The sequence below is a fragment of the Pseudarthrobacter sp. AG30 genome (assembly GCF_003116525.1).
GTDB lineage: Bacteria > Actinomycetota > Actinomycetes > Actinomycetales > Micrococcaceae > Arthrobacter.
This window is the reverse complement of record NZ_QEHL01000017.1, coordinates 232,631-254,299: the sequence shown is the minus strand read 5'-3', so window position 1 is coordinate 254,299 and position 21,669 is coordinate 232,631. Positions and strand designations below refer to the sequence as shown.

The 21,669-nt window shown below is 66.2% G+C and carries 22 protein-coding genes; 9 read left to right on the top strand and 13 right to left on the bottom strand.

Annotation, left to right across the window (positions count from 1 at the left end):
- Positions 1–45 precede the first annotated feature (45 nt).
- Together DC347_RS15280 and DC347_RS15275 are read right to left on the bottom strand one after the other, a co-directional pair.
- Positions 46–1,062 (bottom strand): DUF6454 family protein, encoded by a 1,017-nt coding sequence (locus DC347_RS15280; protein ID WP_109863517.1) that lies wholly within the window; start codon positions 1,060–1,062, stop codon positions 46–48.
- A 140-nt stretch (positions 1,063–1,202) separates the two neighbouring features.
- On the bottom strand, positions 1,203–2,615 hold the full coding sequence (locus DC347_RS15275; protein ID WP_109863516.1) for a PLP-dependent aminotransferase family protein: 1,413 nt from the start codon (positions 2,613–2,615) through the stop codon (positions 1,203–1,205).
- On the opposite strand from DC347_RS15275, the gene DC347_RS15270 reads away from it, so the two are divergent.
- On the top strand, positions 2,614–3,543 hold the full coding sequence (locus DC347_RS15270; protein ID WP_109863515.1) for a DMT family transporter: 930 nt from the start codon (positions 2,614–2,616) through the stop codon (positions 3,541–3,543). The two genes, DC347_RS15275 and DC347_RS15270, sit on opposite strands and share 2 nt — an antisense overlap.
- Before the next feature lie 16 nt (positions 3,544–3,559).
- Entirely contained in the window at positions 3,560–4,183 is a 624-nt protein-coding gene (locus DC347_RS15265) for an FMN-binding negative transcriptional regulator (RefSeq protein WP_109863514.1), read from the top strand.
- Between the two features lie 12 nt (positions 4,184–4,195).
- Here DC347_RS15265 and rlmC read toward each other — a convergent pair whose 3' ends face one another.
- Positions 4,196–5,323: a 23S rRNA (uracil(747)-C(5))-methyltransferase RlmC gene (gene rlmC / locus DC347_RS15260; protein ID WP_109863513.1), complete on the bottom strand. Its 1,128-nt coding sequence runs from the start codon at positions 5,321–5,323 to the stop codon at positions 4,196–4,198.
- Between the two features lie 85 nt (positions 5,324–5,408).
- Positions 5,409–6,095 carry an HAD hydrolase-like protein gene (locus tag DC347_RS15255; protein ID WP_240617809.1) on the bottom strand — a complete coding sequence of 229 codons (687 nt, stop codon included), beginning with the start codon at positions 6,093–6,095 and terminating at the stop codon, positions 5,409–5,411.
- A 121-nt stretch (positions 6,096–6,216) separates the two neighbouring features.
- Here DC347_RS15255 and DC347_RS15250 point away from each other — a divergent pair, with 121 nt between their 5' ends.
- Complete coding sequence (locus DC347_RS15250) at positions 6,217–6,678, top strand: Lrp/AsnC family transcriptional regulator (protein WP_018761987.1); 462 nt, start codon at positions 6,217–6,219, stop codon at positions 6,676–6,678.
- On the opposite strand, the gene DC347_RS15245 is transcribed toward DC347_RS15250, so the two are convergent.
- Genes DC347_RS15245 through DC347_RS15235 form a run of 3 tightly spaced genes read right to left on the bottom strand, consistent with a single transcriptional unit; the run spans position 6,675 to position 10,603 of the window.
- A complete protein-coding gene (locus DC347_RS15245; RefSeq protein WP_018761986.1) occupies positions 6,675–8,087 on the bottom strand; it encodes an aspartate ammonia-lyase in 1,413 nt (470 codons plus the stop codon). The genes DC347_RS15250 and DC347_RS15245 overlap by 4 nt on opposite strands.
- A gap of 55 nt (positions 8,088–8,142) precedes the next feature.
- On the bottom strand, positions 8,143–9,558 hold the full coding sequence (locus tag DC347_RS15240; protein WP_018761985.1) for an aldehyde dehydrogenase family protein: 1,416 nt from the start codon (positions 9,556–9,558) through the stop codon (positions 8,143–8,145).
- Positions 9,551–10,603, bottom strand: a complete 1,053-nt coding sequence (locus tag DC347_RS15235; RefSeq protein WP_018761984.1) for a homoserine dehydrogenase — start codon at positions 10,601–10,603, stop codon at positions 9,551–9,553. Before DC347_RS15235 ends, DC347_RS15240 begins: the two co-directional genes overlap by 8 nt.
- Positions 10,604–10,892: 289 nt before the next feature.
- On the opposite strand from DC347_RS15235, the gene DC347_RS15230 reads away from it, so the two are divergent.
- Together DC347_RS15230 and DC347_RS15225 are read left to right on the top strand one after the other, a co-directional pair.
- A complete protein-coding gene (locus DC347_RS15230; RefSeq protein ID WP_109863511.1) occupies positions 10,893–12,332 on the top strand; it encodes an amino acid permease in 1,440 nt (479 codons plus the stop codon).
- 148 nt (positions 12,333–12,480) lie between these two features.
- Entirely contained in the window at positions 12,481–13,254 is a 774-nt protein-coding gene (locus DC347_RS15225) for an IclR family transcriptional regulator (protein ID WP_018761982.1), read from the top strand.
- A 15-nt stretch (positions 13,255–13,269) separates the two neighbouring features.
- On the opposite strand, the gene DC347_RS15220 is transcribed toward DC347_RS15225, so the two are convergent.
- Genes DC347_RS15220 through DC347_RS15210 form a run of 3 tightly spaced genes read right to left on the bottom strand, consistent with a single transcriptional unit; the run spans position 13,270 to position 15,293 of the window.
- Complete coding sequence (locus DC347_RS15220) at positions 13,270–14,046, bottom strand: IclR family transcriptional regulator (protein ID WP_165838046.1); 777 nt, start codon at positions 14,044–14,046, stop codon at positions 13,270–13,272.
- Positions 14,047–14,076: 30 nt separating this feature from the next.
- Positions 14,077–14,826: a cyclase family protein gene (locus DC347_RS15215; RefSeq protein ID WP_109863510.1), complete on the bottom strand. Its 750-nt coding sequence runs from the start codon at positions 14,824–14,826 to the stop codon at positions 14,077–14,079.
- Positions 14,823–15,293, bottom strand: a complete 471-nt coding sequence (locus tag DC347_RS15210; RefSeq protein ID WP_018761979.1) for a hypothetical protein — start codon at positions 15,291–15,293, stop codon at positions 14,823–14,825. Before DC347_RS15210 ends, DC347_RS15215 begins: the two co-directional genes overlap by 4 nt.
- Positions 15,294–15,385: 92 nt before the next feature.
- On the opposite strand from DC347_RS15210, the gene mmuM reads away from it, so the two are divergent.
- Positions 15,386–16,327 (top strand): homocysteine S-methyltransferase, encoded by a 942-nt coding sequence (mmuM, locus tag DC347_RS15205; RefSeq protein WP_109863509.1) that lies wholly within the window; start codon positions 15,386–15,388, stop codon positions 16,325–16,327.
- Positions 16,328–16,412: 85 nt separating this feature from the next.
- Positions 16,413–16,763: a hypothetical protein gene (locus tag DC347_RS15200; RefSeq protein WP_109863508.1), complete on the top strand. Its 351-nt coding sequence runs from the start codon at positions 16,413–16,415 to the stop codon at positions 16,761–16,763.
- A 1-nt stretch (position 16,764) separates the two neighbouring features.
- Here the strand turns inward: DC347_RS15200 and DC347_RS15195 are convergent, their stop codons facing one another.
- The gene (locus DC347_RS15195) at positions 16,765–17,316 is read right to left on the bottom strand and encodes a dihydrofolate reductase family protein (RefSeq protein WP_109863507.1); all 552 of its coding nucleotides are present in this window, start codon (positions 17,314–17,316) and stop codon (positions 16,765–16,767) included.
- 220 nt (positions 17,317–17,536) lie between these two features.
- Here DC347_RS15195 and DC347_RS15190 point away from each other — a divergent pair, with 220 nt between their 5' ends.
- Complete coding sequence (locus tag DC347_RS15190) at positions 17,537–17,977, top strand: hypothetical protein (protein ID WP_109863506.1); 441 nt, start codon at positions 17,537–17,539, stop codon at positions 17,975–17,977.
- An 11-nt stretch (positions 17,978–17,988) separates the two neighbouring features.
- Here the strand turns inward: DC347_RS15190 and DC347_RS15185 are convergent, their stop codons facing one another.
- Both DC347_RS15185 and DC347_RS15180 read right to left on the bottom strand, forming a co-directional pair.
- The gene (locus DC347_RS15185; RefSeq protein WP_231369869.1) at positions 17,989–20,160 is read right to left on the bottom strand and encodes a bifunctional diguanylate cyclase/phosphodiesterase; all 2,172 of its coding nucleotides are present in this window, start codon (positions 20,158–20,160) and stop codon (positions 17,989–17,991) included.
- A 172-nt stretch (positions 20,161–20,332) separates the two neighbouring features.
- Entirely contained in the window at positions 20,333–20,602 is a 270-nt protein-coding gene (locus DC347_RS15180; protein WP_018761973.1) for a GlsB/YeaQ/YmgE family stress response membrane protein, read from the bottom strand.
- 203 nt (positions 20,603–20,805) lie between these two features.
- On the opposite strand from DC347_RS15180, the gene DC347_RS15175 reads away from it, so the two are divergent.
- Positions 20,806–21,669 (top strand): HAD hydrolase family protein, encoded by an 864-nt coding sequence (locus DC347_RS15175; protein WP_109863505.1) that lies wholly within the window; start codon positions 20,806–20,808, stop codon positions 21,667–21,669.

Genomic DNA, 21,669 nt, shown 5'->3' with positions numbered 1-21,669 from the left:
CCTGGTGGATGCACCGCCGCGGCCTGCGGCGGGTGCGGGGGAGTGCTACTTTGCGGGGGCGGCGTCGGCTTCGTAGGTGAGGATTTCGGTGCCGTTGCCCTCATCGCCGTTGTCCGGGGCCACCGTCATGGTCAGGTGCCCGCCGTTGGCGGTCATCTTGAATGGGTTGCGGGTGGCCACGTGCCCGGCGGTGGACCACTGCTGGAACGGGACCTCGCGGGTCACCTCATGGGACTTCAGGTCGATCATTGCCATGCCGCCGAGTTCGTAGGTGGCTGCGGTCCCGCCGGCCGGCGGGGTTTGCGGGAGGTTGGTGACTCCTGCGCAGAGCATTTTGGCGTTGGGGACGTACTGGCAGTCCTGGTAATCGATGAAGTAGTTCGGGTTTTCCCAGGTGGACAATTCCTTGCCCTGCAGGTCCCACTCCGCGAACCGCCGGGAGCCCCAGGTGTTCCCGAGCAGGTGGCCGGTCTGTTTGTCCAGCACGATGCCGCCGAAGTGGTCCTTGACCTCGAACTGCTTGTGGACGTCCAGGGTTTCCGCATCAACCCTGTAGATGATGGCGCTGCTGTCCGGCCGGTATTGAGCTACCGGCACCCAGACGTTGGTGCCATCGAAATCGATGCCGCCGGGGTGGTACATGTCGCCTTCGCCCAGGATGATGTCCTTTTGCAGGTTGCCTGCCTTGTCCATGACGAACAGGTGGCCGATGCCCTTGCCCGGTGTGCGGTCGTAGCCGTCCTGCGGGGCAGGGTACTTGACCGTGGGTTCGAGGATCTGGACGGCGGAGAGGAAGATATGGTCCTGGCCGTAGGCAATTCCCTCGGTGTGGTACGTGGGGAAGTTCAGTTTCAGCTTGGACGTTTGCTGCCAGGCTGTGGTCCGGCTGACGGAGTCGAAGGCGTCCGCCAGATCGGTGTTTGTTTCGTGGCGGGTCCCGGAAGCGGGGCTGCCGTTGTCCGGGGTGTCCGCTTGTGCGGCCGCTGTACCGGCGGCCGCACAGGCTGCAACGATCAGGGACGCGGCAACGGTGAGGGCGCGCCGCGTGGGAGTGGAGCTCATGGGGCCTCTTAAGGTTGGGGTCTCAACAGGAGCTCTCAAGTTACTAATGGGTAATGAACCCGGCATGGCGCCCCGGTGAACTGCCGTTGGCGCCGGACTGTCCGGTTGGCGCGTTTCCGCCGGGAGTCCCCCGCAAGCCCTTAGCGGTCCTGCCGGGCCAGCGACTCGCCGATGACGCGTGCACCCCCCGGATACGCGCCTGGGTTGGGGCCGGAAAAGTTCAGTCTGATGAAGGCCCCGGCGGGCTCCGCGGGGAACCACTCGGTGCCGGCGGCGATGATGACGCCGGCATCTTCGCAGTCGCGCGCCAGCCGCGGGAGGTCCGTGCCATCGGGCAGGCGCACCCACAGGTTCAATCCGCCGCGGGGCAGGTTGTCGATGTGTGCTTGCGGGACGTGTTCGCCGATGCTGGTGGCCAGCAGGTCCCGGCGCGACTGGAGCTGCTGGCGGAGGCTGCGCAGGTGTGTCTGCCAGCCGGGCTGCGTGACCACATCCAGGGCTGCGGCCTGGAGGAACCCGCTGACGTACATGGATTCCGCCGCACGCTGGCCGAGGATGCGTTCCCGCGCCGGACCCCGGGCAATAACTGCCGCGATGCGGATGGCAGTGGAGACGCTTTTGGTCAGCGACCGGATGTACACCACATGCCCGGAATCATCCCGGGTGGCCAGTGGCACGGGATCGGAGGTGATGCCGAAGTCGTGCGCCCAGTCGTCCTCCACCAGGAACGCGCCGTGCCGGCGGGCCACGTCCAGGATTTCGCCGCCGCGTCCCGCCGCCCACTGCGTGCCGGTGGGGTTGGCGTAGTTGGGCTGCACATAGAAGGCCCGTGCCCCGGTCTCGGCGAAGGCGCGGTCCACGTCTGCGGGGTCGGGTCCTTCCGGCCCGGTGGGAACCGGCACCAGGCGCACCCCGGTCTGCGCGGCGGCCAGGATGGCGCCCCAGTAGGACGGCGATTCGATAAGCAGCGGCTGACCGGCGCCCACGAGGGCGCGGAAGATGGAGCTGAGGCCGCTCTGGCTGCCCGGCAGCACGATGACGTCATTGGGCGTAGGCGGGGTGACCCCTACCGGTGTTGCCTGCCCCAGCTCGCGGGCGAACCATTGCTGCAGCTCCGGCATGCCCGCGGCGGGCGGGCGCGACAACGCGGCATCCCCGCGGGCAGCACGGGCCAGGGCTGCCCGCACCAGCCGTTCGGGCAGCAGCTCCCGGTCCGGGTACCCCGAATGCAGCCAGATGGCATCGCCGGGAACGTTGCGCATGGTGCTCGACGACGACGGCAGCGGCGAGGACGGGGACCGCAGCGCTGCGGTCTGCCAGGCATAGTCGGACGGCCGGGCCGTCCTGACCGCGCGGACGAAGGTTCCCACACCGGGCCGGCTTTCAATCAGTTCCTGGGCGGCCAGGGCCTGCAGGGCTTTCTGCACCGTCACGGGGCTTGCCTGGTGTTCGGCCACCAACTGCCGGGTGGACGGCAGCCGCGCACCGGGAGCCGCACTGCTGATCCACTGACGGAGTGCCGCAGTGATGCGCGAACTGCTATCGTTATTCATGAAAGAACATAGTAGCGCTACTGTCCTTGAGCGCCCAGCGATACCGCTGGGACTGTCGGCCGGAGTGTGGTGGGGACTCCTCGGCGTGGCAGCGTTTTCCTTCACCGTGCCCTTCACCCGTGTGGCGGTCGCCGGGATCCCGCCACTGTTCATCGGCTCAGGCCGTGCCGTCGTCGCCGCACTCCTCGCCGCCGCAGCGCTTGCCGTGACCCGGCAGCGGCTGCCCCGGCGCGGCACCTGGCTGCGCCTTGCCCTCGTGGCCGGGGGCGTCGTCGCCGGCTTCCCGCTACTGACGTCCTACGCCCTCACCGCGGTTCCCGCCGGGCACGGTGCCGTGGTCATCGCCCTCCTGCCGGCGGCGACGGCGACGGCAGCCGTGCTTCGCACCGGCGAGCGGCCGGCCGCCGCCTTCTGGGTGGTCATGGCGCTTGGCTCGCTGGCGGCGATCGCCTTCGCCTTCCTGCAGTCCGGGGGAGTGGGGCACCTGCAGTGGGCAGACCTGCTGCTGCTGGGTGCGGTGGCCTGCGCCGCCGTCGGATACGCCGAAGGGGGACTGCTGGCCCGCGAACTCGGGTCGTGGCAAACCATCGCCTGGGCACTGGTCCTCGCCGCCCCGGCCATGCTGGTCCTGGCCGTTGCCTCCGTCCTCAGCCAGCCGCCGTCGGCCACGCCCGTCCAGTGGGGGGCCTTCGGCTACCTGGCAGTGGTCAGCATGTTCCTTGGATTCGTCGCCTGGTACCGCGGGCTGGCCATCGGGCCAATGGCGCAGGTCAGCCAGATCCAGCTGCTGCAGCCGGTCCTCAGCATTGGCTGGGCGGCGCTGCTGCTGGGGGAGGCGCTCACCTGGACCACCCTTCTGGGCGCCCTTGCCGTCATCCTCTGCGCCGCCGCGGCCGTCCGCGTCCGCCTCAACCGTCCCGCCCGCTAGCCCGAAAAGGAGCACCATGTACATTCCTGCGCACTTCGCTGCCGCCCCCGAAACCGTCCACAGCCTGCTGGCAATGCCCGGCGCCGCCAACCTCATCACCATGACGGACCACGGCCTGCTGGCCACGCTGCTGCCCTTCGCCTTCAACCCCGGCGTGGGGGCGCACGGTTCCCTGCAGGCGCACATGGCGCGGAACAACCCGCAGTGGACCGCCCTGCCCACCGGCGAAGCGCTGGCCATCATCCAGGGCCCCGACGACTACATCTCGCCGTCGTGGTACGCCGCCAAGGCCGAGCACGGCCGGGTGGTGCCCACCTGGAACTACGCCACGCTGCATGTCTACGGCGAATTAGTGATCCATGACGACGCCAGCTGGCTGGCACGGCACGTCCGGCACCTGACCGGCCTGCACGAGGACGGCCGGGAGCATTCCTGGGCCGTGGACGACGCCCCGGAGAAGTTCGTCGCCGGCCAGCTGCGGGCGGTGGTCGGCGTGGAATTGCTGGTCAGCCGGATCGAGGCGAAGGAAAAGATGAGCCAAAACCGGTCCGACGCCGACGCTGAAGGAGTGGCAGCGGGTCTTCGGGCCGAGGGGCGCGAAGCCGGGGCGGCCGCCGTCGAACGCGCCCGCCGAAACTGACGCCTGAGGGCCCTATGCTGCCCGTTCCAGGAGCACCATCACCTCGTAGTGCGTGGTCTGCGGGAACATGTCCAGGACGCGGGCCCGGCGCGCCGTGAAGGACGGAAGGTTCGCCAGGTCGCGGGCCAGTGACTGTGCATTGCAGCTGGAGTACACCACGTGCTGCACGTCCGAGGCTTCCAGCCAGCCGCACAGTTCCTTGCCGATGCCGCGGCGGGGCGGGTTCACAATCACCAGGTCCGGCGACTCATCAGAAGCCAAGGCGAAGGCGGTGGCGTCGCCGGCCTGGAACTCCATTCCCTCCAGGCCCGCCTCCCCGCTGCTGAGCCGGGCGGACACGATTGCCTCGCCGCTGGTTTCAATGCCGGTGACGGTGCGGGCCGGGGCGGCGCAGTGCAGGGCGAAACCGCCCACCCCGCAGTACAGGTCCCAGACGGATGCGGGCGCGAGCTCGGTGACCCACTCGCGGCCCTGCCGGTACAACGCCGCGGCCATCTCGCTGTTGGTCTGGAAGAAGCTCTGCGGGCGCAAGTGCAGGGTGACGTCGTTGACGCGCATGGCCAAGGTTTCCTGGCTGGTCAACAGGATCTCCCGGTCACCTTCCAGGACGGCCTTGTGCTCCGGATGCAGGTTGACCGACACCACTTTCACCTGGGGAAGCGCCGCCAGCAGTTCCGGCAGGTGTTTGCGGATACGCGGCAGCACCTGTTCGGAGCGCAGGACCAGGCGGAGCATGATCTCGCCATCGGGGGATTCGGTGACAATGACGTGCTTGAGTTCGCCGGTCCGGCGCGGCACATCGTAGGGCGTCAGGCGGATCCGGCGGATGAAGTTCGCCAGGACCGGGAAGCAGGCCAACAGGCCAGGGGAGCAGACGCCGCACCGGCGCAGGTCCACGCCGTGGCCGTCGGCGTCGAGGATTCCGATGGTGGGGTTCTGGGCCGTCCCGCCGATCACCATCTTGGCCTTGTTGCGGAAGCCGGACTCCCGGCTGGCCACCGGCGGCAGCCATTCCAGTCCGATGTGGCCCGACAGGAGGCCCTGGCAGTGGCGTTGCTTGCCGGCCAGCTGCTCGCCGTAGGGCATGCCCATATGGGTGCAGGAACGGCAGGCGCCGGCATCGAAATAGGAGCAGTCCATGACCGGACAAGTTTACCCGCTGCCTTTCGCAGCCTCGAAGTGCACGGACGACGACGGCACTTGGCTCAGCGCCGCCGTCGTACCTTTATGCGAGGTGACGCGGCGTGCGCCGTGCCTTCTGTCCGGTGCTTCCGTCGGGGCCTATGACCGCAGCGAGCACTGCGGCCGGGGAGGCAGCCACGAGGCTGGCTCCTTCTTCTTCTCCCGAGCAGCCGTAGCCCCAGCTTGCGAACACTGCGGGAATGCCATGGATTGTGGCTCCGGCAACGTCGTAGCTGCGGTCGCCCACCATGAGCGGGGCGCGGAGGTCCACCTTTGCAGCCTCCAGCCTGACCAGCGCTTCGGCAATAACATCCGCCTTGCTCCACCTCGCGTCCAGGTCCGACGCACCACAAATGGTGGTGAAGTAGTGGTCCAGCCCAAAGCGGCGTGCCATCCGGACGGCCTGGTCTTCGGCTTTGGACGTCGCCACCGCCATCGGTATGCCGGCAAGGCGCAGTTGTTCCAGCATTTCCCGGACGCCCGGGTACGGAACCGACTGGTGCGCGCCGACGTCCGCATAGGCCTGCCGGTAATGGGTGAGGGCCCGGCGGGCGAGGACTTCATCGTGTCCCAGTATCTCCCTGAGGGATTCGAGCATGGGCGGCCCCACCAGGCGGAGCAGCCCTGCAGGCGCTGGAACCGGCGCCCCCACGGCAGCCAAGGCGAGGGCGGCACTGGCCGTGACACCCGGTGCCGAATCGAGCAGCGTCCCGTCCATGTCGAACAGCACGCAACCGAAGGCTGCCGTGCGTTGGAGGCTCTGGTGCCGAAGTATCATCTCTTTGTGCTTTCATTCTGGAGCCGGGCCGACTCGTGTCTGCTGTTGGGAGTTCATACGGTGAAGGGTGGACATGGATCGGGCTAGTCTTGACCGGATCGATCAGAGCATCCTGGCGGAACTGACGCGCAACGCCCGCATCAGTCATGCGGAACTTGCAGCGAAGGTCATGCTCTCCCGCAATGCTGTCCGGCAACGGATCGACCGAATGGAACGGCAGGGCTATATCCAGGGCTATACCGTGGTGGCCGGCGCTCCGGGACAGGGCACAGTTTCGGCTTTCCTGATGGTCTATCGGAAGGACAGGGTTCGCGGGGCCGACGTTATTGCGGTGCTGCAGTCGATCCCGGAGGTGGTTCTGTGCGACGTGGTCAGTGGCGACTTTGACCTCCTGGTGCGCGTTGAAGCGCGTTCGCTTGAACGGATCCAGGAGATCTGGGAGCAGATTGCGGCCACACCCGGCGTAACGGACACGGTAACGGCAATGACCCTGTCCAATTATGTCCGGCGCGGCGCAGGAGTGCTGCCGGCCTAGCCAACGGAACCGGGCATCCGGGTGCCACCTCCCGCCATGGCCGCATCCACCACGGACCTGGCCGACACAAGGTCCATCAGTTGCTTCCCGGCCACGATGTCCACCACGGCTTCCCCGCTCCGGAGGGCCTCCTTTGCCACCGCCGCAGCGGCCGCGTATCCGATGCTCGGTACCAAGGCTGTCGCGACGCCGGCAGATGCCTCGGTGCGGGTCCGAAGCAACTGGCTGTTGGCTTCGATTCCATCGATGCAGAGGGTGCGGAGGCTCGCAGCACCCGCTCCCAGCCAGCCAATGGACTGCAGCAGGACATGGGCCATCACGGGCTCGAAGGCGTTGAGTTGCAACTGCCCGTTGTCCGCGGCCATTGTCACCGTGGTGTCCGCTCCGGCCACGGCAAAGGCGATCTGGTTGACGGCCTCCGGAATGACCGGATTCACCTTGCCGGGCATGATGGAAGAACCGGCCTGGCGCGCCGGCAGGGATATTTCGCCGAGCCCGTTTTGCGGCCCGCTCGCCAGCAACCGCAGATCGCTGCAGATCTTTGAGAGTCGTATCGCGGCGCGTTTCAGCATTCCGGATAAGTGCATGAAGGCGCCGACGTCCCATGTGGCCTGGAACAGATCGTCGGCGGCACGGACCGGAAGGCCGGAGATCTCCGCGAGGGCGGCCAAAGCCCGCCGCTGGAATCCGTCTTCGGCCGTGATGCCGGTCCCCACAGCCGTCCCGCCGAGGTTGCATTCGAGCATCAGGTCAACGGCTTCCAGGATGCGGGCGCAGTCTTCCCGGATAGTGGTGCCGAAGGCTCGGAACTCCTGCCCCAGCGTCATGGGGACGGCGTCCTGCAGTTGGGTGCGCCCAATCTTCACCACGCCGCTGAACTGGGTTCCCTTGGCCATGGCCGCGGCCGCAAGCTGTTCCAGTTCCTCGGCCAGTTCCAGCGCACCGGCGGCCAGCGCCAGCCGGAGGGCCGTGGGATAGGTGTCATTGGTTGACTGGCACTTGTTGACGTGGTCAATCGGATGCAGGTGCCCGTAGTCACCGCGGCCGTGGCCCAACTTCTCCAGCGCCAGGTTGGCGATGACCTCGTTCGCATTCATATTGGTGCTGGTGCCGGCCCCACCTTGGATGACGTCCACGCAGAACTGCCCGTGATGCTTTCCGGCCAGGATCTCCTGGCACGCCTGCCGGATTGCACGGACCTTGTCCTGTGAGAGCACGCCGAGTTCTCCGTTGGCGCGGGCAGCAGCGCTCTTGACCATCGCCAGTGCCCGAACAAGGTGCGGATGGGCGGATACGGGGATGCCGCTGATGGCGAAGTTTTGCAGGGCCCGCGCGGTGTGGGCTCCCCAATAGGCGGACGCCGGAACGGCGATGGGCCCTAGTGTGTCCGTCTCGATGCGATATTCCATGGTTTCTTTCGCCGGGAAGAATCTTGTGGTTGTTGGGAACGGCGGGTGCACTCCGTCATGGGCGCTTGATGCAGACAACCTTGGGCTGGGTCATCTCCTCGTAGGCGAAACGCACGCCTTCCCGGCCCATGCTGCCGTACTTGGATCCCCCGAACGGCATGCCGTCGAAGCGGTAGTCGGACGAGTCGTTGACCATGACGCCGCCCGCCTCGAGGCGGGACGCCGCCTGCAGCGCTGTTTCCAGCGACCGCGTGAAGATTCCGGCGTGGAGGCTGAAGTCCACGGCGTTGGCCATCTCCAGCGCCTCGTCAAGGGTTGAAAACGGCTGGAGCATGGCCACCGGCCCGAAAACCTCCTCCATCCACAGCCGGCTGGACGGGCTGACTTTCTCCAGGACCGTGGGCTGGAAGACGTTGCCAATCCTGGTGTTTCCCGCGAGGACGGCAGCCCCGGCGGCGACGGCCGTTCCTATCTTTGCCGTGAGCTGGTCCACGGCTGCGCCAGTGATCATCGGCCCCATGTCGGTTGCTTCGTCGTCCGGGTCACCGGATACGAGGTGCGCCGTCGCGTGCAGGAAGTCGCGGCGGAAATCCTGGTAGCGGGATTCGGCGACAAGGATGCGCTGCACACCCACGCAGTTCTGGCCTGCCGCCCAAAAAGCGCCCGAGACGCAGGCCTCCACGGCAGCGTCAATGTCCGCGTCATCCATGATGATCACCGGGGCATTCCCACCAAGATCCATGGAGAGCTTCTTCAGGCCTGCGGTCCTGGCGATGGCTTCGCCGGTGGAAAAACCGCCGGTGAAGGACACCATGCGGATCCCGCGGTTTGCCACGATCGCCTCCGCAACGCCCCTGTCCCCGTGGACCACCGTAAGCACCCCGGGCGGCAGGCCGGCTTCGGAAAGGACCTCCGCCAGCAGTTCCGCGCACAAAGGCGTCAGGGCGGATGGCTTGAGGATGACGGCGTTTCCTCCCGCGATGGCGGGCCCTACTTTGTGCACTACCAGGTTCAGGGGATCGTTGTAGGGCGTTATGGCCGCGATGATCCCCAGGGGTTCGCGGGAGAACCAACCCGTGCGGTCCTCCGAGCCCTCGTAGGAATCGAAAGGTATGGTCTCGCCGGCGTTGCGGCGGGCCTCAGCCGCGGAGAGGCGCAGGGTGTTGACTGCGCGCAACACCTCCTTGCGTGCCTGGCGGATGGTTTTTCCGCTTTCGGCTGTGATGGTGCGGGCAAATTGCGTGCGCCGTTCCTCGATCTTCGAGGCGGCGCTGTCCAGGATTCTTCCCCGGGCATGGCGGGACATCGCCCGCGCCTGCCTCGCTCCGGCCTGGGCCGACGCGACGATCGCGTCCACGGATTCCGGTTGGGCCATGGCGACTGTCCCCACCACCCGGCCATCGTAGGGGCTCACAACGTCGCGGAAGACGGCTGATTCGGCGCCAAGGGGTGCAATCACCGATTCACGCATCTGCAGCCACCTGGTTCCGTGCACCGTGCATGGCGATGATGTCCGACAGGAGGGCGAACGCAGTCTCCACCCGTCCGGCTCCTGGCCCTGAAACGGTCACTGGACCGAGGAGGTTGGTATTGAACGAGACGGCGTTATTTGCGCCGGACACTCCCGCGAGGCCGTGGTCCAGGGGGAGGGCCGCGGGGGATACCGAGGCGCTGACGGTTCCGTCCGGGTTCCTCCGTGCTGAGCCCACGAGTTTCCAGCGGCGGCCCTCGTTCCTTGCGTTGCTGAGGTCCTCCGGGGTCAGGGACGAGATACCTTGGCGCTCAACGTCCGCCAGCCGAAGGTCCGCGCCGAGCAGTTCGTTGGCCAGGATCAGGACCTTGAGCTGGACGTCATAGCCGTCGATGTCGGCCGTGGGATCCGCCTCGGCATACCCGCGCTCCTGGGCTTCCCGGACCGACTCCTCGAACCCGAGGCCTTCTTCCATCCGGCCCAGGACATAGTTGCTGGTGCCGTTGAGGATGCCCTCGAACCCGTTAAGGGCCAGACCGGGAAACAGTTGTTTGGCGAAGCGGATGACGGGGGTCCCGCTCATGACCGCGCCTTCGAATTCGAAATGCAACCCGTTCCGCTGTGCAAGTCCGGTGAGTTCGGCACCGTGCAGGGCGACAGGGCCCTTGTTGGTGGTGCAGACACTCTTCCCCGATTCGAGGGCCCACCGCACATGCGAAGCGGCCGGCTCCCCGGTTGCGGGGTTGGTGAAGGTCGCCTCGCAAATGATGTCGGCGGAACACGTCCTGATGACGCGCTCGTTGTCCGGGTCCGCGGATCCTCCGTGCGCTGCGAAGGTCTCCTCCGCCGGGTTTATCCGCAGGGCCATGTCCATGTCGATTCCGCCGTCCCGGACCAGGGAACCGAGCCGAAGGTCCGTGATGGCCACAACCCGCAGGCCGAAGCCCAATTCACGGTTGAGGTCATCGCCCCGGTTTGCGATCAGTTCGGCCAGCGTTCGGTTGACGCCGCCGAACCCGATCAATGCGATGTCGTAGGTGGTCATGGTGCTCCTTTGATGTGGTGGTTTGGTGTTCCCATCGTGGCCCGGGCCGCTGTCCGTCGGGACATGTCCAAACGCACTATCGGGCGGCCATATCGACCATTGGAGAACCACATCGACATCCGGCGTAATTGCGGATGCGTGCAACATTCGCAATTTCATATGATTTTGATGACTAAAACTTCCTTTTCGTGTTACTTTCGTCACTGTCGACGCGCTAACAGCTCCTCTCGGACGGGCCATCCGACCGCGGCCGTCCTTCCTTCCTACCGTTCCCCACTGGAGGCATCTCTTGGAATCTTCGACCCCCCTAACCCTCAAGCCGGAGCCGGGTGCACCGCCGGCCACAGAGTCGGGCCTGCGCCGCTCCATGGGACCCCGGCACCTGGTCATGATCGCCATGGGCGGCGTGATCGGTTCCGGCCTGTTCCTCAGCTCGGGATACACCATTTCCCAGGCCGGCCCCCTGGGCGCTGTGCTTGCCTACCTCGTGGGCGCTTTCGTGGTCTATTTGGTAATGGCCTGCCTGGGTGAGCTCGCCATTGCGTACCCGGTGTCCGGCGCTTTCCATATCTATGCTGCGCGGTCCATCGGTCCCGCCACCGGATTCGCCACAGCCTGGCTCTACTGGTTGTGCTGGGCCGTTGCCATCGGATCCGAGTTCACCGCCTCGGGCTTGCTGATGCAGCGGTGGTTCCCCGGCGTTGACGTGTGGGTTTGGTGCCTCGTGTTCGCCGCTACGCTGTTCGGACTCAACGCGGTGTCGTCCAAGTTCTTCGGTGAGTCGGAATTCTGGTTCGCCATCATCAAGGTAGGGGCCATCATTGCGCTCATCGTCCTTGGCGGGGCGGCCCTTCTGGGCTTCCATCCGCTGAGCGCATCCGGCGCCCATCCTTTCCTGTTCGAGAATTTCAACACCGACGGCGGGCTGTTTCCCAACGGGTTTACCGGCGTCCTCGTGACCGCGCTCGCAGTCTTTTACGCCTTCTCCGGCTCCGAGCTGATTGGTGTGGCGGCGGGCGAGACGAAGGACCCCGCCACCAGCATCCCCAAGGCGATGCGGAGTACGGTTATCCGCCTCCTGGTGTTCTTCGTGGGTGCCATCGCTGTCATTGCGGCCACCATTCCGTACCAGGAAGTTGGGCTCGACGAGAGCCCCTTCGTTACCGTGTTCACGGCGACCGGTGTCCCGTTCGCCGCAGACCTGATGAACTTCGTCATCATTACGGCGCTGTTGTCTGCCGGCAACAGCGGCTTGTTCTCATGCGCCAGGATGCTCTATTCCCTCGCCGACGAAGGCCACGCACCGCAGGCACTGAAGCGGTTGACGGGGCGCGGCATTCCCATGATCGCACTCTCGGTGAGCATGCTCGGCGGCCTGGCCTCACTCATCAGCAGCGTGGTCGCCCCGGAGTCGGTCTACCTGGCGCTCGTCTCGGTTGCGGGCTTCGCCGTGGTGGGGGTGTGGATGTCCATCACAGCCTCGCATTTCTTCCATCGACGGTCTTTCGTCCGGAACGGCGGCGACGTTTCCACGTTGCCATACCGTGCCCCGCTCTTCCCGGTGGTACCGGTCCTGGCGTTTTCCCTCTGCGTACTTTCCCTCGTCGGCATCGCTTTGGACCCGGCCCAAGTCGCGGCCCTGTACTTTGGTGTTCCTTTCGTGGCCGCCTGCTACGGCTATTTCCACTTCAGGTACGGACGGAAGTCCCGGGCCGCCAGGGCGGACTAGCGCAAAAGGTCGTATTGGGGCCTGATGAGGACAGCTGAACCACCAGCACCGGGCCCCGCCTGTTGGGCGGGGCCCGGTGCGCTTTGGGGCTGTGAAAGCCAAGCCCGTGTGAGGATAGGGTGGTTGCCGGTCGGAAGGAGCAGTAAGCGTGGATAACTCCCCTGAGGCGTCATCCCTGGCGCAGGGGCTGCGGATCGTGCGCCTGGTGGTTGACCGGGAAAAGGCCGGCAAGCAGCTCTTGGGCGTCTCGCAACTGGCCGCCGAACTGGATATGGACCAGAGCCGCGTCTCCCGCCTGACTCAGGAGCTCTGCGACCTTGGCCTGCTGGAGCGGCGCGAGCGGGGCCCGTTCCGGGTGGGAAGCGGCTTCTTCAGCCTTGCCGCCACACTTAACACCGGTTGGGTACGGGACGCGGGAGCGGAACTCGAGACCCTGGTGGCCTCCACGGGGCTGCGTGCCAGGGTATCCGTCCGTGACGGTTACCGGGCCATCCTGCTGCTGGCGTCCAGCAACGATTCGCAGGCCGGCAGCTTCGTCCAGCCCGGCATGGTCACCCCCGTCTGGTGCACGGGAGCGGGGCGGGCCCTGCTGTGGGACCATAGGCGGCGAGGTTTTGAGGCGTTGCTTGCCGACGTGAACTTCGTAGGGGTCGGAGGCCCCGGAGCCCCGCATTCCAGCGCGGAGGCCTGGGAGCTGATGGCCAGGGACAAGCCCAAGGGTTACGTCGTAGCGGCCGAAGAGTTCGAGCACGGCATCACTGAAGTGGCCGTACCCATCCGCGATCCGGAGGGCGGCATCCTGGCGTCGCTCAGTGTGCTGGGTGGCCGTGCCGATGTTGACGGCCGGGCCGGGGAAGTGGCGGATATCCTCGCCGGGGCCGCAGACAGGCTCGGATCCGGCCGTCTCCCCGTGCCCCGGTAATGCCGTCCGCAGGGGCTACGGATGGTCGTTCGGCGAATGCCCTCCGAGCATGGCTTCAAGCCATTCACCTTCGCTTCGGAGCGCCTTTGCATGTTCGGCTTGCCTGGGTTCGATGCGGCTTTTCAGCCCAACCACCTGGAGCGCGGCCACGACTCCACCCCTGAAATCCCTCACGGGCACGGCCAGGGAGTAGAGACCCGGTTCGGCTTCCTCGTCGACGACTGAATAACCGCGCAGGCGTGCCACCCTTAGGCGCTCCAGGAATTCCTCAACGTTGGCCGGAGTGTTGGGGCCGTGCTGTTGGAAAGTTACGCCCGCGAAGATCGTACGGACTGCGTCATCGGAGGTTTCCCAAAAGAGCGCCTGCCCGGCGTCACTGCAGTAGGCAGGGTACGGCCGGCCCAGCCAGGACCCCACCATTCTGCTGCTCTCGGGGATGCTTTCCCCCACAGTCACAGTGCTGTTGCCGCTGAGAACCCCCAGGAAACACCCCTCGTCGGTCTGGCCCGCAAGGTGGTCCAGCGCGGCCGCCCCGTCCGAATGCAGCCGACGGCGGGTCAGCAGATGGGCGTCCGTCAAGACACTCCAGTCCAAGGCAAAAGTGCGCTGTGGCGTCCGCTGCAGGAAACCCTCCTGCTCCGCTGTCCGCAGGCTCCTGGAGACCTGGCTGCGGTCCTTGCCGAGGTCTGCGGCGATCTCGGCCACCGTGCCGCCGGGGAGGCCGCGCGCGTGGCGCTCCCCGGCGGCCAGGACTGCCATGATTCCCCGCCCCATGCTTGTTGTCGTCACCATGGTCCGAGTCTAGATGCCCCTTTGTGGCGGTCAGGAGATGGCGAAGACGCGGGCGGGAAAGCCGCTGCCTTCGCGTGGCTTTGCCCAGCTGGCCACCACCACGGCCCCGGACTCCGGGAGCCCGGCCAGGTCCGCCAGCAGCTCTATCTGCCAGCGGTCCTGGGCGAGGATATAGGTTTCCAGGCCGAAGTCTCCCCGGGACGTGGCCAACCCCGGGTCCGTATCCGTCTGCTCGTGCCCGACAGCCGAGACCGAACGTTCCTCGATCAGGAAGGAAAGGACCTCCCGGGACCAGCCCGGTGTATGGCTCACGCCGTCTGCATCCCTGTTGGCCATGGCCTCCCCGTCCGGCCACCGCCGGCTCCAGCCGGTCCTCAGGGCGACGAAGGATTCTGCGGGTATGGTTCCGTTCCGGTCCTCCCACGCCCGCACATCCTCCAAGGCAGGGGTGGCGTCAGGATCTTCCTCGACGCGCCGGGTGATGTCCAGCACCACAAGGGGCAGGATCATGTCCTGGACCGGAATCCGGTCGAGGGTGCGGCCCCCGCGGATGAAGTGGGACGGGGGGTCCACATGCGTTCCCCATTGCCCCACGATCGAATACCGGTGGGCCGTGAATCCGTCGCCTTTTTCAAGATCGAAAAGCGCTTCCCGGCTTTCGTCCGGAAAAGCGGCGAAACGCGGCTGGCCCGGGTGGAAGGCGTGGGTGAGGTCCGTAAACGTCCTGCCTGCCAGTGCGGACTGCAGTGCCGGCCAAGCGGCGGTGGTGGTGAGGGTCATGATGCCGCCTTTGAAGGAGTATTGCGGTGCAGTCTTCCGGCAACGCTGAGTGGGCCGGTCACCTCGATGACGGGCAGTTCCCACGGGTGGATGGCCACAAGTTCCTGCATGGCACGCTCCAGGACGGAATCGTCCAAGGCGGAATCAAAATAGGTGGTGAAGACGAACGTGGGCGAAAGCGTTTGCTCGCCTACCCGGCCGAGGGTGGGCGTCGCCCCCTCGCCGCAGGAGAATCCCTCGAACCCGATTCCGGATTCGAAGACGTGCTTGTAGTTTCCGAAATCACCAAGGTCGGGAAACTGTTCAACGGCCTTCAGGAGTTTTGCCAGCCCTGGATCCTGCTGGACCGCGTCAGCGTTTCCGGCTGCGATGCGGCTGAAGGTTTCTGCGCTGATGGGCCAATGGACCCGCAGCTTACGGACGCTGTTCAGGTGCACACTCACGAAATTCTCCTCTGGGGTGGTCATCAATGCAGTCATGGTGACACAGAGTGATATTCATTACAAGCATGGAAACTTGTCTATAATGAGTAAAACCGCACAAATCGACCGGAGTTGCGATGCCCCACCGTCTTTCCCTTGCCACCTCGCTTGGAGGCAGGACCCTAGTCTCCGATGGCGCCCTCGCCACCGAACTTGAAGCGCGCGGCTGCGACTTGAACGATCCGCTGTGGTCCGCCAAGGTCCTCCTGGAGCAACCCGAACTCATCAGGGACGTGCACCGGGACTACTTCGCCGCCGGGGCGAACATCGCAACCACCGCCAGCTACCAGGCCACGCCGCAAGGATTTGCTGCCCGGGGGATCGGCCGGCAGGAGGCCTTGGACCTTGTTGGTTTGTCGGTCCGGCTCGCGGAGGAGGCCCGGCGGGAGCACCTGGCGGACCACCCTGACGCCGGTCCCCTGCTCATCGCTGGATCGGTCGGTCCGTACGGCGCCTACCTCGCAGATGGGTCTGAGTACCGCGGCGATTACGTCCTCAACCCCGCGGAATTCCGTGCTTTCCACGGGCCCCGCATCAATGCCCTGGTTCAGTCCGGCGTCGACCTCCTGGCCTGCGAAACGCTGCCCTCCTTCGCCGAGGCGGAGGCCTTGCTGGCGCTCACTGCGGAAGCCGGCGTCGAGTCCTGGTTTTCCTTTACGCTGCGCGACGGCGCCAGTATCAGCGACGGCACACCCCTGGCGGACGTGGCCTGGCTTCTCGATATGCACCCTCACGTTGCCGCAGTCGGGGTCAATTGCGTGCCCCTGCACCTGGTGGCTCCGGCACTTGCAGCCTTGCGGCAGTACACGGACAAGCCCCTGCTGGCTTACCCGAATTCCGGCGAAACGTACCACGCGGAGACCAAGACGTGGGGTGTGCCCGCAATCGGCGGGACGCCGGACGGGGCACCACAGGACCTCGCCGGCGGAGTCCCTGCCTGGCGCGAAGGGGGTGCCCGGATCATCGGGGGTTGTTGCCGGACCACTCCGGGTGACATCGCCGCCGTCGCCGCTTTGTAGTCGGCTGGGCACGGTCCACTCGCCCGCGCCCGGCCCGGGAACACCACACCCTCCCCGCATGTTAAACCCTGTGGAGAGACCAATCATGGACAGCAGAACGTACCAAGCACTCGTTGTACCGGCCAACAACGCCGAGCCCATCCGCATGGAGCAGGTGGGAGCGGAGCCGCAGGCCCTGGAATCCCTGGTGGACGGGCCCCTTGAATCCGTGATCCGCGGCGACTGGCACGTGTACCTGAACGCCGAAAGCGTGGCCATGCTGCTGCCGGTGAATTTCCGTGCAGGCCAGCTCATGCACGAATGCGGCCTGGACCTGGACGGGATCCGCGGCACCGCCGTCTTCCTCGGCCGCGGCGAACACGGAACCGAAGCGGACGTGCCGGAACACCTGCCCCGGCTCGCGGAGGAGCTGTTCGGGGCACGGCTGGCGGCATGACCTAGCCGGCGCGGACTCCGTACGTGCTGAGCACGTTCCCCTTACTGGTCCGGGACTGCTCCTGCAGCTCCAGGCGGGTCAACGGGTCGCCGTCCTTAAACAGGCGGCGGCCGGTGCCCGCAATGACCGGGTGGGTCATCAGTTGAAGCGAATCCAGCAGCCCGGCAAACAGCAGCTGCCGCACCACGGAGATGCTGCCGCACACGGCGATCTCCCCGCCTTCGCGCTCCTTCAGGGCCGCCACGAAGTCCTCGAGCGGTGCATCCATCAGCCGGGAGTTCTCCCACTCCAGCGGCCCCGCCAGTGTCCGCGACGCCACGTACTTCTCCACGGGGTTGATGAAGGCGGCAAAGTCCTGGTCGGCGGAGGCGTTGGGCCAGTAGCCCGCCCACTCCTGGTAGCTGACACGGCCCAGCACCACTGTGTCCACGGTGTTCATCATCCGGGTCAGCCCGTGGCCGAGTTCCTCATCGAAGCTGTCGAACTGGAACTTGAATGGTTCTGACACCACCCCGTCAACTGAGTGGAACAGGCCGGCAGTGACTTTGCGCATGGGTCCTCCATTGATCGAGTGGTCAGCCCTACGCTATGTGTCCGGAGGCGCCGGGCGGAAGGGTTCTGCGGGGCTTCTTCGGCCCGGAAATCCGTACGACGCCGGGCGGCCGGGTTAGTTTGGTCACTCGCCGTGGCGTCTTGCGCAGTTTCGCACGGGCCGGGCCCCATACTTGTCTTGAACGGCCTTTGCCGTCCCCGGGCCAGGCAGGAGGAAGTGCATGGAAACCCTGAAGAAAATCGTGACCAACCAGTATTTTCCTGCCGGATCCGTGCTGGCGGCCGTGCTGCTCTTCTGGGTGGTGGGATTGCTCGGCGGGCTGTCGCTGCTGAACAACAACCAGCCGCCGCTGACCACCCTGACCTGGCTGCTGTTCGTCTACTCCGCTGCAGTCCTCAGCCCCGTCGCCGGACTGGTGGCCGGCATCGACCTGGTCCGCCGCTGGCGCCGCAACCGCGCCGCCGCTCCTGAAGCCCGCACTGAATTCGAGGCGGAGATCTTCAGCGGTGAGGCACCGTCGGAATCCACTACTGCGCCCTCCGCCGTGCCTGCGGGCCCAGCCGAGGCAGATGCCGTGACGCCTTCTCCCGCTGCGGCGCAAGCCTCACGCCCTCCTCTGCCCGCGAAGAAGCCGCGGCAATCCGGCCGGGAAGCGGCCTAGGCCTTCCCGCCCTAACGTCCTTTCAAAGCATTCAGCGCCTCTTCGGCGTGATGCAGGGCCGGTATCAGCCGGTCGCCCGGCTCCGGCAGTGAGAACAGGTAGCCCTGAAGGGAGTCGCAGTCCAGGGCGGTCAGATAGTCTGCTTGCGCCGCCGTCTCGATCCCTTCCGCGGTGACGGTCAGGCCCAGGCTGTGGGCCATGTTGATCATGGAGCTGAGGATCGGCAGCCGCTCGTTTCCGGTCCGCACCATTGAGACAAAGGTTTTGTCGATCTTGACCGTGTCCACGGGCAGGTCCTGCAACCGGCCAAGCGAGGAATACCCAGTGCCGAAGTCGTCCAGCGCCACCCGGGCGCCGGCGGCGCGCAGGGTTCCCAGCTGGTCGATCAGGTCGCCGTCCGCGTCGAAGAAGACACTTTCGGTGACTTCCAGGACAAGCTGGTAGGGGGCCACCCCGCTGGCTTCCGCGAGCTTGAGGACCGTCTCGGCAAAGTCCCGCTCCTGCAGTTGGACGCCGGAAACGTTCACGGCGAGCGACCGGGACGGATCCTCGCTCAGCCAGCGCGCCAGCTGCACCATGCCGCTGGCCATCACCTCTGCTCCGATCTCATTGATCAGGCCGGTGCGCTCGGCGAGCGGAATGAAGATCGACGGCGGCACCCGTTCACCGCCGCGGTCCCACCGGGCCAGCGCCTCCAGCTGGACTACCTGCCCCATGCGGTGCGAAACGATCGGTTGGAAATCGACCGTGATCTCGCCGCGCGGAACCGCCAATTGCAGGCCGCTTTCCATGTGCGTCCGCTGCACCAGCGCCTGCATCATGTCCGGGTGGAAGCGCAGGAAACGGTTCTTGCCCGCAGCCTTGGCCGCGTACATGGCGATGTCCGCGTGCCTGAGCAGTTCGGAGGGACCCACGCTGTCCTGCCCCAGGGAGGCAAGCCCCAGGCTCAGGCTCGGACGCAGGACGGTGCCACCGATGGTCACCGGCACATGCAGGCACCGCACAATGCACGCCGCGATCTCGTCGGGGTCGGGGCAGGCCGTCAGGAGCACCACGAATTCGTCGCCGCCAAGGCGTGCCACCACGTCCGCCGTAGGTGTACAGCCGCGGAGCCGGCGCGCCACCTCCACCAGCATGTCGTCGCCGGCCTGGTGGCCAAGGATGTCATTGACCTCCTTGAAGTCGTCCAGGTCAAGGAGCAGGACGTCGACCGTCTTCAGCCGTGGCTCCGCCAGCGAGTTGGCCAAGGCCTCGTTGAACACCGCCCGGTTGGCGAGCCCGGTCAGCGGGTCCTGGAAAGCCATGGCCCGTAGCTTCTCGGCCTGTTCCGCGAGGTCCTTCAACGCCTGGTGCACCTGTTCCTGTGCCTTCCGCCGGGGCGTCGCATCCCGGAAACTCCACACCCGGCCTACGATCTTCTCACCCACCCGTTGCGGGCGTGAGTACCGTTCAAAGGTCCGCCCGTCGAGCAACTCGACGACGTCGTGGCTTTCGGCAGACGGGTCCTTCTGGACTTCGTTCAGCCGGGCCGTGAAGGAAACAGGGTCGGCCACCTGGGCCATCACCACTCGGACCGCAGGCTCCTCGCTGTCCGCTTCCAACAAGGCGGGCGGGATGCCCCACATGGTGAGGAACTGCTCGTTGAATCCGGCCACACTGCCATCAACGCCCATCACCAGGATTCCGTCCGCCGTGGATTCCAGGGTGGCCGTGAGCAGTGACATGGCTTCGCGAAGGCTTTCGTTGGTGGCTTGGCGGTGTGCTGTGCCCCGGGCGGAGAGCAGGAGGCGTGCTCCGGCAGGGCCGGTGTCCCCGGCAGGAATGAGGGCGGGATCGGACAGCGGCCCGGCGGGGAGGACCGCAGCGGCAACCTCCAGGGGGAACTCGGATCCATCGCTGCGGAGGCCCGCGATCTCACGCGGCGGCTGCGGTTGGTCAGGGTGGGCCAGGAGCTGCCGGAACAGGTTCGCCACCTCACCGCGGAATCCTTCGGCGATCAGGGGCCGGTGGTCCAGGCCGGCAAACGCGTCCTGGGGCAACCCAAAGAGCCGGGCCGCAGCGGCGTTGGCGCAGAGAACCATGCCGTCGGCGTCCAGTGCCAGGAGGGCGTCCGGACTGGCATTCATGGCCGCGCCAAAAATTTGTAATGCCACATCATTGCCACGGCCCGAAATACCGGTCATAACACCACCCCTTGGCCATCATAAAGGGCAGATCCCCAAATTGGGCGGCTCACCGGCAAAGCTGTTGGGCGGGTTTCCCTTTTGCGGATGCGTTCTTCGGGAATGTGAAAAGGCGCCGGTCTCCTGCGCGGAGTCCGGCGCCTTTTTACTGATGGTAAAGACGGTGGTGCGGCTATGCCCTGCGGCCGCTGCGGTTGGTGATTGCTCCGTAGACCAGCAGCACGATGATCGAGCCGAGGATCGCCAGCAGCCATGTCCGAAGGTCGAAGAATTCGGCCAGTCCGCCGCCGAAAATAAGCGATCCGATCCAGCCGCCCAGGATGGCCCCCACAACTCCGAGAACCATGGTTACCACCCAGCCGCCGCCTTGGCGGCCCGGAAGGATGGCCTTGGCAATAGCGCCGGCGATCAGGCCCAAAATGAGAAATCCGAGAATGCCCATGTTGTCACTCCTTGTCAGTAAGTTGTGCCGGGCCCCCATTTCCGGTTCCCTTATTCAATCAGCAGGCTTATTTGTTGTGCAAGGCTTTGAATATCACAGGATGGCTGTCACTTAAGGCGGAGCAGGCCACCGTAGTCCACCCTGGTGAACCAGGGGCCGGGGATAGGATTTGGATGTCCCGCAATTGACCAAGGAGCCCAGGCATGCCAAGCCAGTCCGCCAGGCCGCGTGCCGTGTTCCTCGATATCGACGGTACGTATGCGGACCACGGCCTGGCCCCGGATGCCCACGTGGACGCGGTCCGGACCGCCCGCGGGCTGGGCCATCTGGTGTTCGTCTGCACCGGGCGCCCGCTGTCCATGGTGCCCGGCCACATCCTGGACGCCGGCTTCGACGGGACCATCACCGGGGCCGGCGCCAGGGTGGAAGTCGACGGTGAGGTCCTTCGGGACCAGCGCTTTGAGCCGGACCTGGGGGCGCTCATCGTGGAAACCCTCGATGCCCACGGGGCCGCCTACATCCTGGAAGCACCCGAGGCCCTGCACGGCCGCACCGGCGTGGACCAGCGGCTGAGGGAGGTCCTGGGGCCCATCTTCGCCGGCCGCCCCCGGCACGATGGAGTCCTCAGCACCGCCGTTGATCCGCTGGAGGACATCCTGGGTCCGATGCAGTACAGCGACGACCTCCGCAGCACCTCCTATGCCAAGATCTCGGTCTTCGATTCGACGGTCCCGCTGAGGCGGCTGATGGATAAGCTCGGTCCCGGCGTCGGGCTGATCCCCAGTTCGCTTTCGGCGCTGGGAGACCGCGCGGGGGAGATCTTCATGGCGGGCACGCACAAAGCGGTGGGCATCCAGGTGGTGGAGGCCCGGCTTGGCCTCCACCGGGCGGACATTGTTGCCATCGGTGACAGTGCCAACGATATTGAAATGCTCGAATACGCCGGGGTGGGCATTGCCGTCGAAGGCGGCCACCCGGCAGTCCTCGCCGTGGCCGACAGGACCACCGCCGGACCGGCAGGGGCAGGTGTCGCATTGGCGTTCGCCGATCTGGGGCTCCTGGGCTGA